This window comes from Paenibacillus stellifer (assembly GCF_000758685.1).
Lineage (GTDB): Bacteria > Bacillota > Bacilli > Paenibacillales > Paenibacillaceae > Paenibacillus_AQ > Paenibacillus_AQ stellifer.
Map to the genome: position 1 here is coordinate 1,578,689 of NZ_CP009286.1, position 12,923 is coordinate 1,591,611.

Genomic DNA, 12,923 nt, shown 5'->3' on the forward strand with positions numbered 1-12,923 from the left:
GCACAGGCTGGGGATTCCGTCTGTGGTGTTGACTCCGCAAGGAGGCGTAAGGTTAAATGACATTAATTCACGGGAGGGAGCTGCTTATGACAAAACGACCGGTAATCGGCACCAAAACGATGGTGGTCAGCCCGCATTATCTGGCTTCCGCCGCCGGAGCGCGCATTCTGGAAAAAGGCGGCAACGCCTTTGACGCGGCTGTAGCGGTCAGCGCGGCGCTGGCGGTCGTCTACCCGCATATGACCGGGCTCGGCGGCGACGCCTTCTGGCTCACCTACAGCGCGGAGGAGGGACGCGTGCGGGCTTACAACGGCAGCGGCCGGTCGGGCTCGGCCGTGACGCGGGAGCGCTACTTAAGCGAAGCGGCGATTCCGCGGCGGGGCCCGCGCGCCGCGATTACTGTCCCCGGCATGGCGGACAGCTGGGACGCCGTGCTGTCCCGGTACGGACGCCTAACGCTGGCGGAAGTACTGGAGACCGCCATCGGCTATGCCGCCGGGGGATTCCCCATGTCGCCGGACCAGCATGCGAACACGGTGTTGGCCGGAGCCGCGCTCTCTCCCGAAGCGGCGGCAATCTATATGCCGGGCGGCAGGGTGCTAAAGCCCGGGGAGCGGTTCGTGCAAAAGGAGCTGGCCCGGTCGCTCTCCCTGCTGGCGGAAGGCGGCCGGGACGCCTTCTATGAAGGGGAGATCGCGGAGGCGATCTGCAGCGGGCTTGCGGCCTCGGGCGGTTATTTGACCGCCCAGGATTTCGCGGAGCATCGCGGCCTCTGGTGCGATCCGGTCTCGACCTCCTACCACGGCTATACCGTCTACCAGGCGCCGCCCAATTCGCAGGGCTTCGCGGCGCTGCAGACGCTGAATATACTCGAGAACTTCGATTTCGGGGGCATAGCGCATGGCTCGTTCGCCTATTATCATCTGCTCGCCGAAGCTATTAAAGCGAGCTTCCGTGACCGGGATGCCGTGCTGACCGATCCCGATTTCAGCACGATTCCGCTGGCACGGCTTCTGGACAAAGGCTATGCGGCGGGGCTGGCGGCTTCCATCTCGCCAAGCCGTGCGGCGGAGGCTGTCAGCGAGCCGACCGGGCGCGATACCGCCTATGCGGCAGTGGTGGACGGGGAAGGCAACGCCGTCTCGTTCATCCAGAGCCTTTACTTCGAATTCGGCTCGGGAACCGCTCCCGGCGGCACCGGCATCCTGCTGCAGAACCGCGGGTCGTTCTTCTCGCTTGACCCGTCGGCAGTCAACACGCTGGAGCCGCGCAAGCGCACCTTCCATACGCTGATGCCGGCGATGGCCTGCCAAGGCGGCAAGCCCGCCGTTCTGTACGGTACGCAGGGCGGCGAAGGACAGCCGCAGACACAGACGCTGCTGCTGACCCGGCTGCTGCATTACGGGATGAATCCCCAGGAGGCGGTGGATCAGCCGCGGTTCGTCTGGGGAAGAACTTGGGGAGAGCCGACGGTAGAGCTGACGGTGGAAGGCCGGGTGGAGAAGTCTGTGCTTGAGGAACTGGCTGCCGCCGGGCATAAGGTGCGGAAGGTCTCCGATTATGACGGGCTGGCCGGTCACGCCCATATGATTGCGATTGATGAGAACGGCTACCGGAGCGGTGGAACCGATCCGCGCTGCGATGGCGCGGCCATCGGCTGGTGATAATGACAGTCAGACGGGATCGCGCAGCGGCCCGGGTGGAGTATAGAAGATCAACAACAAGGGAGGAATAAACGATGGGCCTCGACAACCGGTTTGGAGCGTTTATTAATCCCGAACTTGAGGTAAGCCCGCTGGAGAGCGGACCGCTGAGCGGCACCGCCTTTGCGGTCAAGGATGTGTTCGCCGTGCAGGGCCATGCCTCCTCGGCAGGCAACCCCGATTGGCTCCGGAGCCATCCGGCGGCTTCGGAGCATGCGGCGGCGGTGCTCCGTCTGCTGAAAGCAGGGGCGTCGCTGAAAGGAGCGGCCCATACGGATGAGCTGATGTACAGCTTGGGCGGTGAGAACATTCATTACGGAACGCCTATAAATCCCAAGGGAAGCGGGAGAATTCCCGGAGGATCGTCCAGCGGCTCGGCGGTGGCTGTATCGGCGGGAGTCGTCGACTTCGCGATCGGCACGGATACAGGCGGATCGGTCCGCGTGCCGTCCTCATACTGCGGGATTTACGGATTCCGGCCGAGCCACGGTGCGGTCGATATGAGCGGCGTCATCCCGCTGGCGCCGGACTTTGATACGGTGGGCTGGATGGCCGGAAGCCCGGAGCTGCTGCTGCGGGTGGGAAAGGTTCTGCTCGCCCGGGAGGAGCCGCAGGCAGAAGAAGCTGGCGGCGCATCAAGGCATCCCTGCTTCCCCAATACAAGCGGTTCCGCTGTGTCGGACGCCCCCTTTTCAAAGGGGGAGAACGGCGACAGCGCATGGAGTGACTCCGGGATCACGAGACTGTACATGCCCAAAGAAGCCTGGGCGCTGATCGACCCGGAGTGTGCGGGAGCGTGGGACGGTGCACTGCGGCATGTGCAGGCGGCCGCGGCGTCGAGTTTAGAGGAGGAAATTGCTCCCGAAGGGCTGAAAGCCTGGATGGATGTCTTCCGCGAGCTTCAGGGCAGCCAGATTGGGGACACGCATGGTGAATGGATTCGCAGGGAAAACCCGGTGTTCGCTCCCGATATCGCTGCCCGCTTCGCCCTTGCGGAAGAACTGGCCCGGCAGGATCATTCCGGCGTTCAAGAGCTGCGAAGCGGTATCGTCCGGCGTCTGACAGAGCTTCTCGGCGAAGATGGCGCGCTCGTTATTCCGACCGTGCCGGGTCCCGCTCCCCTCGTGGGCGGAGATGCCGAGCAGCTGGAGCGCAACCGGAGCGGAGCCATGTCGCTCTGCTGTATCGCAGGCCTGGCGGGGCTTCCGCAGATTACGCTTCCGGTTGAAGGTCCGGGCGGGCTGCCGCTTGGCCTGTCCATCATCGGCGGTCCGGGGCAGGATCTACGGCTGTTGGGTTGGGCAAGCCGTATCTGGAAGCAGGCCCCCGTATAACGGGGATCGGCATCGTGATCGAACGAATGAGGATGGAATTGACTCATAAATATTGGAAATGAAAATATGCCGTACACCTAGGCCTTCCGCATAATCAAGTGCGGAGGGCTTTTTGCGAAGCGCTGAAACAAAGAAGAGATGTCCTCTAACAAGGGACGAACAAGTGACTAACAAGGGACCAAGAAGAAGGAGTTGTCATTAAGAAATTAGCCAAGCCCGTCAGATAATATGACACAGATAAGCGGATTTTTTAAACAAATATCTTTTCAAAGTGTGCTGCATTCATTATAATGTTACATAAAATAACACAGGATCTTGAAGGAGTAAATTATAGATAGAGTGGAGGGAACGGCATGCATCTGACGGTCGAAGAGGCGTTATCGGTCTACCCTTTGTCGGAAGCCAAGCTGATTGCCGGCTCCAAGGGAACACGGCGAATTGTCAAATCGATAAATGTGATGGACGCGCCGGATATTTCGGATTGGATCAAGGAAGGCGAAATGCTGCTGACGACGGCTTACCTGATCAAAGACAGCCCCGATCAGGCGTCGGCGCTGCTGCACAAGCTGAACCGCAGAGGCTCTTCGGGTCTCGGCATCAAGCTGGGGCGTTTCTGGGATGCGGTACCCGAGTCCTTGATCGCCGAAGCTGATGAACTCGGCTTTCCGCTTATCGAGCTGCCCTTCCAGTTCACCTTCTCGGACCAGATGAACGGCCTGTTCCGGGCGGAGCTGTCCCGCAGCACGGGAGCGCTCCAGACGGTGCTGGAGAAGCAGCGGCGGCTTATGCGGTTCGCGCTTCAGCCGGTTCGGAGCCGGTCCATGCTCGAATCGGTCTCGGAATGCGTCGGCCATCCGCTTGCGGTTGTCGGCAGCCGGGGCGAGCTGCTGTTTCAGAACAGCTCCCATCAGGAGCGGGAGATTCTGGCCGGCTGGCCCTGGCAGGCCAAGAGCCGCAAGGTCCGGATCGGCCAGGAGACGGCTTACCGCCTCCCTCTGGCGCAAGGCGAGGAATGCGGCGGTTACCTTATCTTCTTCGGCATCGATCCCCTTATGCTGACGATGGAGGAGAGTCTGTTCGTTCAGGCGGCCGAGCTGATTGCGCATCATATGCCGCCAAGCAGCCGGGATTATTTCGAGCAGGATCTGCACCGGGAATTCGGCAGGCTGTTCCGCCGGTTCCTGAAGGGCGACCTCTCATGCGCCGAGCTGACCCAGGCGGCCGAGAATCTGAATCCGGGGCTGCTGCAGGCGCCGTTCCTGTTGGTGCTGACGGATGTTCCGGAAGCGGGCGAGCTGAGGCAGCATGAGCTGAACCGTCTGAAGGAGGAATATGTGCAGCACCCGGAACTGTCGAAGCTGAAATCCTTCCATCTCATGACGGAGGAAGGTCTGCTGTCGCTTTTGTCAGGAGAACGGTTGTCGCCTGAGGCAGTCTGCGGCTACATCGAAGCCTGCTTCGACAAGATCGGAACCAAGGAGAGCTGTTATCCCTGCGCAGCGGTCAGCAGCCGCAAGAGCAAGCCGGATGAGATCAAGGAAGCCCTCGGCGAGACGAAAGAAACTCTGCGGATGAAGGGCTACTGGAACCCGGGGCAGCAGGTTGCGCATTACCGGCAGCTTGAGCTCGCGATGGTGCTGCGCCAGATTCCTTCCGAGGCGATGCAAAAATACTGCAGCCGCACACTGGCTGGTCTGCTCGGACGGGAGCCCGATTATGTCAGGGAGATGCTGCGTACGCTGGAAGCCTTCCTGGAGAACGACGGCCACATCAACGAAACGGCCAAAAAATTATTCATTCACCGGAACACGGCCACCTACCGCATGGAGAAGCTGAGCGAACTTCTGGATGTCGATTTCAGAAAGACCGACGATCTGCTGCGGCTCCGGCTGGCCTTCCTGTTCCGCAACATGCTGGAACGGGGCTGAGGTCCCGGACGCACCAGACAAGACGGCCGTCGGCCGTCTTTTTTAAAAATAGGAATCAATAAGCTGTGCCCCAAAGATATCCTGTGTTTCTTCGGGAAACGGATGCGCTCCTCGCCCGTTCGGGGCAAGCGAAGCTGTTTCTACTTGCAGGAAGCGGAAATGTCCGCATGCTGTGCGGGGTCTGCACCGCATCCGGAAGACCATTGAATAAGGGGGAGGGCGTTCATGAGTGCTTATGAAATTGCGGCTTATATCCGGAAACACGACCTTCCCGCCGTTCTGGCTACGCTGATCAACGTGGAGGGCCATTCTTACCGCAAGCCGGGAGCTGTCATGCTGTTCCATGAGGGCGGGACGCTGGGAAGCCTCAGCCCCGGATGCCTTGAGAGCGATCTTCAGCTTCGGACGGAGGAGATCTGGGAATCTGGACGGCCCGAGACGGTGGAGTACGATATGCGGACATCTGATGATTTCTCCTGGGGGGAAGCCGTCGGATGCGGCGGCAAGATCAAAGTGGTGTTGGAACCGGTCAGGGGCGAGCTTCGCCGGCTGCTTGCGGAGGCAAGTACTCAAATGGATGGCGGAAAAAGCTTGCTGCTGCGTCGCAGCCGGACGCCCGGCGGATATGCCTACAGTCTGGAAGAGGCGTCTTCGGTGCCGCAAAAGCGGCAGGGGCAGCGGCAGTATGGTCGTAGCGATGGCGATGAAGCGGTGTTCGCTACGCCGCTGGTCCCGAAGCCGAGACTCGTCCTGTTCGGTGCGGGACAGGACAGCCGGCCCGTTGCGGAGCTGGCCTCGCGTTCGGGCTTCCGCATCGCCGCCGCCGATTGGCGGGAAGGGCCGCTCATGAGCGGATTCCCCGCCGGAGAGCGGGCGCTGTGCCTGCCGGAGGAAGCGCCGGAGAGGCTGAATATCGGCAGCGGGGATTATGTGCTGATCTGCAGCCATCAGCTCCAGCGGGACCGGCAGTTTCTGGAGCGGGTAATTCCCCGCCGCCCGAAATACATCGGCATTATCGGATCGAAAGCAAGAATCGGGCTGCTGCTTGACGGACTGGAGAAGCCGGAGTCGCTGCATGCGCCCGTCGGGCTGCCGATCGGGGCGGACGGTCCGGAAGAAATCGCAGTCAGCATCGTTGCCGAGCTGATACAGGTCAGAAGAGCGGATAACCGTCTGAAGCAGAAAGGGGATGATCGCGTTGAAAATTGCCGGAATCTATTTGGCGGCAGGGCAGAGCACTCGGATGGGGGTGTCCAAAGTTTCAAGGAAGCTGTCGCTGGGCGTCGCCCTCGGGAGCGTCGCGCTCGCTGAACTGGAGCGCTGCGGCCTTGCACCGCTGGTCGTGGTTGTCAGGGCTGACGACAAGCTGGAGTGGCTGCCGCCCGAAATCGGAGAGCCGGGCGCTAGACGCACCGAGACATGCCTGACAGCGCATCTGGGATTGTCCTTCTCGCTGCGCTGCGGATTGAATGCAGTGCTTCCGCATGATCCGGACGCCGTGGTTGTGGCGCTGGCGGATCAGCCTTTTGTCACCAAGGATCTGGTGAACCGTCTGATCGAAGCCTTCCGCCGCACTCCCGGACTGGATTATGCAGCAAGCTCCGGGAACGGAACGATGATGCCGCCCGCACTGTTCGCGAGGTCGGTATTTCCGTCGCTTCAGCAGCTGGACGGCGACCGGGGGGCGGGGCGGATTCTGAATTCTTCCGAATTCAAGGGGGCGGTTATCGAGGATGACACGCCGCTCTTTGCGATGGATGCCGATACGGAAGGCGATTTTCTGAATGTCCAGCGCCAATGGCTGCTGCAGAACACCCGGCAGGAGGATTTTACGGGGAAATAGGAAGCTGTGTTACGAATGCTTACAATTTGAAATATCCAACTCTGGGGATTCGTGCAAAAAGCACAATAATCCCCCTCTTTTTTATAAACTTGCACAAACGTATGTTATATAAATTTACGCTAGACTCTAGCCTCCGGTATAGTTAAGCATATATAATTGACCAGAGCCCATTAAAGGAGCTCAGGCCGCAATCGGCCAGTTCATAGAGTGAGAAGGCTATGAAGCTCTCACACCATCTAGGAGGAGGAGAAATATGAAACAAAGGGGTCGGGCATTCAAACTCAGCTTCCTGCTGCTGTTTGTGCTTGCGGTTGTACTCGCAGGCTGCGGCGGCAACAACAACACATCGGGGAACACAGCGGCGTCTTCCGAGCCGGCTGCTAGCGCAGCGGCAACAGCATCCGCTAGCGCGGCGGCAGCATCGACGCAGCCATCCGGTGAGAAGCCAAAGGTAGCATTCGTCTATATCGGACCTCCAGGCGACGGCGGTTATACGTATCAGCATGACCAAGGGCGTCTTGAAATGGAGAAAGAACTCGGTATCAAGTCGACAACCGTCGAGAACATCCCAGAGGGACCGGACGCCGAGCGCACTATCACAGAACTCGCACAATCCAATGACATTGTCTTCACTACAAGCTTCGGCTACATGGAGCAGACGGTCAACGTAGCGAAGAAATTCCCCAACGTTAAGTTCGACCATGCTTCCGGCTACAAAACCGAAGCCAACATGGGCACCTACTTCGGCAAGAACTACGAAGCCAGTTATCTGACAGGAATCGCAGCGGGCAAAGTGACCAAGAACAACCATCTCGGTTACGTCGGCGCCTTCCCGATCAGCGAAGTTATCTATAACCTCAACGCCTTCACACTCGGTGCACAGAGCGTAAACCCGGATATCAAGGTTGACGTTGTCTGGACGAACACCTGGTACGATCCGACAACCGAACGCCAAGCGGCTATCAGCTTGCTGGATAAAGGCGCCGATGTCCTTCTGGCTTATCAGGATTCCCCGGCTACCATTCAAGCGGCACAGGAACGCGGCGCATTCGCAGGCGGCAACGACTCCGACATGAAGAAATACGCGCCTGACAACTACCTGACCAACCCGGTTTGGGATTGGGGTCCATACTACACCAAAACAGTTAAGTCCGTAATGGACGGCACCTGGACTAACGAGCAGTACTCCGGCAGCATGGCTGACGGCATGGTGAAGCTGGCTCCGTTCGGCAACAAGGTTCCGGAAGATGTACAGAAGCTTGTTACCGACGCGCAGGCGAAGATTATCAGCGGTGAGCTGAACGTCTTCACTGGTCCGATCAGCGACAACACCGGCAAAGTGCAGGTTCCGGAAGGCAAGACGCTTACGCTTGACGAAGTGCTCAGCATGAACTGGCTGGCGAAAGGCGTAGTCGGCACAATTCCGAAATGATAAGGTTGTCTTTACCAATTCAGGATATTCTTTAATAGGAAGAAAACCATGGGTGGGGCGGGCTCCTTCGGGAAGTACCTGCCTCACCCATGCTACAACTATGAGAAAGGAGGCGTTCCAAATGCGGGGACATTCGGTGGAAATGCGCGGAATTGTCAAAAGATTCGGTTCAGTAACCGCGAGCGACCAAGTCGATTTTTCGGCAGACGCGGGAGAGATTCATGCGCTGCTTGGCGAGAACGGGGCGGGAAAAAGTACGGTGATGAGTATGCTGTCGGGCGTATACAGAGCGGATGAGGGTGAGATTCTGATTCACGGCAAACCTGCAAAAATCCGCTCTCCGAAAGACGCCGCCATGCTCGGCGTGGGCATGGTATTCCAAAATTTCAGACTGGTTCAAACGTTGACAGCTGCGGAAAATATCGTGCTTGGCGAAAAATCGTCTTTCTGGCGCGGAAGAAACTGGATCAAAAACAAGCATAAGGAGATAGAAGAACTGGCGGAACGCTTCGGGCTGAAGTTTCCGGTGGACCGTCCGATCTGGCAGCTCTCCGTGGGAGAGCAGCAGCGGGTGGAGATCGTCAAGACGCTGTACCGCGGCGCCGATATTATTATTCTGGATGAGCCGACTTCGGTTCTGACGCCCGGTGAAGTGGAGGGGCTGTTCAGCACGCTGCAACGGATGAAAGAAGAAGGCAAGACCGTCATTATGACGACGCACAAAATGAAGGAGGTTATGGCCTCCTCCGACCGCATTTCGGTCATGCGCAAAGGCAAAATGATTACGACGCTCATTACGAAAGAGACGGATGAGCGGGAACTGGCCCGGCTGATGGTAGGCCGGGAAGTGGTGATTGAGCGGCGGGACCGCGAGGAGACGGACGGCGACGAACTGCTCGCAGTCAAGAATCTGAGCGTTGTCGCCGATCACGGGCGGAAGGCGCTGGACCGGCTGTCGCTCACCGTCCGCAAGGGCGAGATCGTCGGCGTTGCAGGGGTCGCCGGCAACGGTCAGAAGGAACTGGCGGAGGTGCTGACCGGCCTTCGGACTTGGCGGGAAGGTGAAATTGTTTTTGACGGAAGTCCCGTCAAGACGGCGTCGGTTCGCGGCGCTATTGATGCCGGCATCTCCCACGTACCGGAGAACCGGATGAAGAGCGGGCTTGCCGGACGGCTTGGCTCGGTCGACAATCTGCTGTTCAAGTCTTACCGCTCCGAAGAGCACTCGAAGCTAGGATTTCTGAAGGCGGCCAAGAACCGGATTTGGTCGGAGCATCTGGTGCGTAAATTCGATGTGAAGACGCCGGAGCTCGATACACCTGTACAACAGCTGTCCGGAGGCAATCAGCAGAAGCTGCTGTTCGCCCGGGAAGTTACGCATAATCCCAAGCTGATGGTAGCCGTGCATCCGACTCAGGGACTTGATGTCGGAGCCACCTCCGGCGTTCACGACCTGCTGATGGAGCTGCGGGCTTCGGGAAGCGGCGTGCTGCTGATCTCCGAAGACCTGGATGAGCTGATGCAGCTGTCGGACCGGATTCTGGTCATTTACAATGGAGCGATTATTGGTGAAGAGACCCACGACAATGCGGACAGAGAAAGCATCGGTCTGATGATGGCGGGCATTCGCGGGAGAGAGGAGAGCATGGTATGAGTCAGGATAAGGCAAGCGGGGGAACGCTGCTGGAACCTGTTAACAAGCAGACTTCGGGAGGGCGGCTGCCTTGGCGGCTGGAGTATGACGCTTCCCGGGTTCGTACGCCTTGGTGGACCCCCATCGTATCGGTCGTGCTGGCGCTTGTTCTCTGCGCGATTTTCATTTACGCGAACGGCATGAGCCCGGCTACTGTCTACGCTAAAATGTGGAAGGGTGCCTTCGGCTCCTCATATGGCATTACCGAAACGCTCGTCAAAGCAATTCCGCTGCTGCTGTGCGGTCTTGGCATCGCCGTGGCTTACCGGATTTCGGTGTGGAACATCGGGGCGGAAGGCCAGCTGACCGTTGGCGCAATGGCCGCTACTGCGGTGACGATTTATTTTCCAAATCTGAGCGGATTCTGGTCGATTTCACTGATGCTGATCTTCGGGATCGCAGCCGGTGCCTTCTGGGGACTGCTTACGGCTATCCCGCGGACGCATTTCGGGGTCAACGAGCTGATCACGTCACTGATGCTGAACTATGTGGCACTGCTGGCGCTCGATTATGTCGTATTCGGTCCCTGGAAAGATCCGAAAGGCTTCAACATGCCGGGTTCGCCGGTATTTACAGACGCCCAGTCGCTGCCTGTGCTCGGGGGAACCCGGCTGCATATCGGCCTCATCTTCGCGCTGGTCGCGGTTGTCATTTACTATCTGATGATGCGTTTTACCCGCTGGGGCTATGAGCTGAGACTGATCGGAGCCAATCCGACGGCCGCCCGTTACGCCGGCATTCATATCAAACGCCATATTATTATCGTCATGCTGATCAGCGGCGGACTCGCCGGACTTGCCGGTATGGCCGAGGTGTCCGGGGTAAGCCATCAGCTTATCAAGGGCATTTCTCCGGGCTATGGCTATACTGCCATCATCGTGGCCTGGCTCGCCAAGCTGAATCCGCTCGGACTGGTAATCGCCTCGGTGCTGTTCGGCGGCCTGATCGTCGGCGGCTACAGCGTGCAGACTATCGGCCTGCCGTCATCCATTTCGCAGCTGCTGCAGGGCTCGATCCTGTTTTTCCTGATCGCCGGCGATATGGTCACCCGCTTCCGCATTCGCCGGGGAGCGTAGCCCAAAGGAGGAAATGAAGACATGGATTTTATGACTCAACTATTAATCGCCGCCATTTCCGCGGGCACGCCGCTGCTGCTGGCCACGCTGGGAGGCATTCTTACCGAGCGCGCCGGTATCATCCAATTGGGCGCTGAAGGATTGATGCTCATGGGCGCGGTTACGATGTGCATCGTGTTCATCCGAACTGAAAGCCTGGTGCTTGGCCTGCTGGCCGCAATCGGCGTGACCGCGCTGCTCGGCCTCGTTCATGCATTCCTGAGCGTTACGCTGCGGGCCAACCAGACGATGTCCGGTCTTGCCATGACGCTGTTCGGCACTGGCCTCAGCGCCTACCTCGGCAAGCCGATCAGCGGGAATCCGCTGCCGGGCATTCTGCCGAGAGTGCATCTGGATTTTCTGAGTTCAGTGCCAGTGCTTAAGATTATCAGCAATCTTGATATGCTGACCTGGATCAGCATCGTGCTGGTTATCGTACTTCATCTGCTGATTCATCGTACTTCCTGGGGTCTCCATCTGCGTGCCGTGGGCGACAGCCCGGCGACCGCCGATGTTATGGGCATCCGGGTACGGACGATCCGCTATTGCTATATCATTGCCGGTGCCATGTTGATCGGACTCGCCGGAGCCGATATGGTCCTGAGCGTTGCTCCGACCTGGAACGAAGGTCTGACAGCGGGAAGAGGCTGGATCGCAGTCGGTCTTGTTATTTTTGCCAGATGGAATCCGATTCGCGCGCTGCTGTGTGCCTATTTCTTCGGTGCTCTGGACTCGCTCGGGTTCCGGGTGCAGCTGCTGGGCAGCGCCATTCCATCGTATTTCCTGAAAATGATCCCTTACGTCGTGACGATTCTCGTCCTGATGTACCTGGGTTACCGCAACCGCAACAAGCCGTCCGGCACACCGGAATCGCTGGGTGTTCCTTATATCCGGGAACAGCGGTTCTAGGTTCTAGCAGCCGCGCTGGACTGGACACTCATCCGAAGGAGGAGACCGTATGGAAGCTCTGCGTCACGCTAGGCTAAGAGCGCCGGCGCTGTACCGGCCCCGCAATCTGCAAGAAGCCTGGGAGCTGAAACGGGAGCTCGGCGATGGGGCCGTGTATGTCTCGGGAAGCACCCTGCTGCGGACCCAGTGGGAAGCCGGAACGGTCTCCATGCCGGAGACGCTGATCGATCTTCGGGGACTGGAGGGCCTTTCCGGCATTGCAGAAGACGGGGAAGGCATCCGCATCGGCGCACTGACGAATTTATCGTCTCTCCGCCGGAGCGCGCTTCTGGACTCGGCGGCGCCGTCGCTGAAGGAGGCGGCCCGGGTCATTGCGGCCCCATCGGTCCGCAACCTCGCGACGCTCGGAGGCAATATCGCCTCCGGCTACGGCGATACTCTCCCCGCGCTGCTGACCGCGGATGCGGAGCTGGAGGTCTATGACGGCGCGTTTGCAAGCCGTCAATGCACCGGGGATTGGCTGGCCTCCCGCTGGGGCGGCCGACATTCCTCCGCGAGCATCATCGCGGGTGTGCGAATCTCTCCGGCGGAAGGGCCGGAGGGTTCCCGCCGCTTCGAGGCCTTCCGCAAGGTCGGCCGCCGGGAGGCGTTCACGCCGTCGCTCGTCGCGGTGGCGCTGTCCGGGTTCATCGACCCGGACAGATGTTTAAGCGGCGTGCGAATAGCCGCCGGCGGAGGCAGCGGGCGTCCGCATCGGCTTGCGGAGGCGGAAGCGTTGCTGGAAGGCGGCGTGCTGGCCGCCGAGCTGCTGCCGCCGGTGTACGAAGCGGTGAGCGGGGGGTTCGAAACCTACGCCGATCCCTTCGCGACGGCGGAGTACAAGCGGAAGACGGCGGGCAATCTCATCGCCGCCGAGCTGTGGAAGCTCATTTAGCTGAATAAGTGAATGAATAATGAATGGATGAA

Annotated in this window: 10 protein-coding genes; all 10 read left to right on the forward strand. The window is 59.4% G+C overall.

The features are described from left to right. Positions 1 to 86 precede the first annotated feature (86 nt). The 10 genes from ggt (at position 87) to PSTEL_RS07255 (ending at position 12,891) form a co-directional block, all read left to right on the forward strand. Positions 87 to 1,664 carry a gamma-glutamyltransferase gene (gene ggt, locus PSTEL_RS07210; protein WP_038700316.1) on the forward strand — a complete coding sequence of 526 codons (1,578 nt, stop codon included), beginning with the start codon at positions 87 to 89 and terminating at the stop codon, positions 1,662 to 1,664. Positions 1,665 to 1,738: 74 nt separating this feature from the next. Then, positions 1,739 to 3,037 carry an amidase family protein gene (locus PSTEL_RS07215; protein WP_038694443.1) on the forward strand — a complete coding sequence of 433 codons (1,299 nt, stop codon included), beginning with the start codon at positions 1,739 to 1,741 and terminating at the stop codon, positions 3,035 to 3,037. 353 nt (positions 3,038 to 3,390) lie between these two features. Continuing rightward, on the forward strand, positions 3,391 to 4,965 hold the full coding sequence (locus PSTEL_RS07220) for a PucR family transcriptional regulator (protein ID WP_038694445.1): 1,575 nt from the start codon (positions 3,391 to 3,393) through the stop codon (positions 4,963 to 4,965). Positions 4,966 to 5,190: 225 nt separating this feature from the next. Next, complete coding sequence (locus tag PSTEL_RS07225) at positions 5,191 to 6,276, forward strand: XdhC family protein (RefSeq protein ID WP_052098252.1); 1,086 nt, start codon at positions 5,191 to 5,193, stop codon at positions 6,274 to 6,276. Continuing rightward, complete coding sequence (locus tag PSTEL_RS07230; RefSeq protein WP_169744546.1) at positions 6,215 to 6,808, forward strand: nucleotidyltransferase family protein; 594 nt, start codon at positions 6,215 to 6,217, stop codon at positions 6,806 to 6,808. Before PSTEL_RS07225 ends, PSTEL_RS07230 begins: the two co-directional genes overlap by 62 nt. A gap of 253 nt (positions 6,809 to 7,061) precedes the next feature. Further along, positions 7,062 to 8,240: a BMP family ABC transporter substrate-binding protein gene (locus PSTEL_RS07235; RefSeq protein WP_038694447.1), complete on the forward strand. Its 1,179-nt coding sequence runs from the start codon at positions 7,062 to 7,064 to the stop codon at positions 8,238 to 8,240. A gap of 121 nt (positions 8,241 to 8,361) precedes the next feature. After that, positions 8,362 to 9,894 carry an ABC transporter ATP-binding protein gene (locus tag PSTEL_RS07240; RefSeq protein WP_038694448.1) on the forward strand — a complete coding sequence of 511 codons (1,533 nt, stop codon included), beginning with the start codon at positions 8,362 to 8,364 and terminating at the stop codon, positions 9,892 to 9,894. Then, positions 9,891 to 11,009, forward strand: a complete 1,119-nt coding sequence (locus PSTEL_RS07245) for an ABC transporter permease (protein WP_038694449.1) — start codon at positions 9,891 to 9,893, stop codon at positions 11,007 to 11,009. Before PSTEL_RS07240 ends, PSTEL_RS07245 begins: the two co-directional genes overlap by 4 nt. 21 nt (positions 11,010 to 11,030) lie before the next feature. Beyond that, on the forward strand, positions 11,031 to 11,957 hold the full coding sequence (locus PSTEL_RS07250) for an ABC transporter permease (RefSeq protein ID WP_038694450.1): 927 nt from the start codon (positions 11,031 to 11,033) through the stop codon (positions 11,955 to 11,957). Between the two features lie 49 nt (positions 11,958 to 12,006). After that, complete coding sequence (locus PSTEL_RS07255; protein WP_052098254.1) at positions 12,007 to 12,891, forward strand: FAD binding domain-containing protein; 885 nt, start codon at positions 12,007 to 12,009, stop codon at positions 12,889 to 12,891. Positions 12,892 to 12,923: the final 32 nt, after the last annotated feature.

Coding starts and splice junctions, on each gene's coding strand:
- PSTEL_RS07255 (WP_052098254.1), top strand. CDS start 12,007: ATGGAAGCTCTGCGTCACGCTAGGCTAAGAGCGCCGGCGCTGTACCGG.
- PSTEL_RS07250 (WP_038694450.1), top strand. CDS start 11,031: ATGGATTTTATGACTCAACTATTAATCGCCGCCATTTCCGCGGGCACG.
- PSTEL_RS07215 (WP_038694443.1), top strand. CDS start 1,739: ATGGGCCTCGACAACCGGTTTGGAGCGTTTATTAATCCCGAACTTGAG.
- PSTEL_RS07235 (WP_038694447.1), top strand. CDS start 7,062: ATGAAACAAAGGGGTCGGGCATTCAAACTCAGCTTCCTGCTGCTGTTT.
- PSTEL_RS07240 (WP_038694448.1), top strand. CDS start 8,362: ATGCGGGGACATTCGGTGGAAATGCGCGGAATTGTCAAAAGATTCGGT.
- PSTEL_RS07245 (WP_038694449.1), top strand. CDS start 9,891: ATGAGTCAGGATAAGGCAAGCGGGGGAACGCTGCTGGAACCTGTTAAC.
- PSTEL_RS07220 (WP_038694445.1), top strand. CDS start 3,391: ATGCATCTGACGGTCGAAGAGGCGTTATCGGTCTACCCTTTGTCGGAA.
- PSTEL_RS07225 (WP_052098252.1), top strand. CDS start 5,191: ATGAGTGCTTATGAAATTGCGGCTTATATCCGGAAACACGACCTTCCC.
- ggt (WP_038700316.1), top strand. CDS start 87: ATGACAAAACGACCGGTAATCGGCACCAAAACGATGGTGGTCAGCCCG.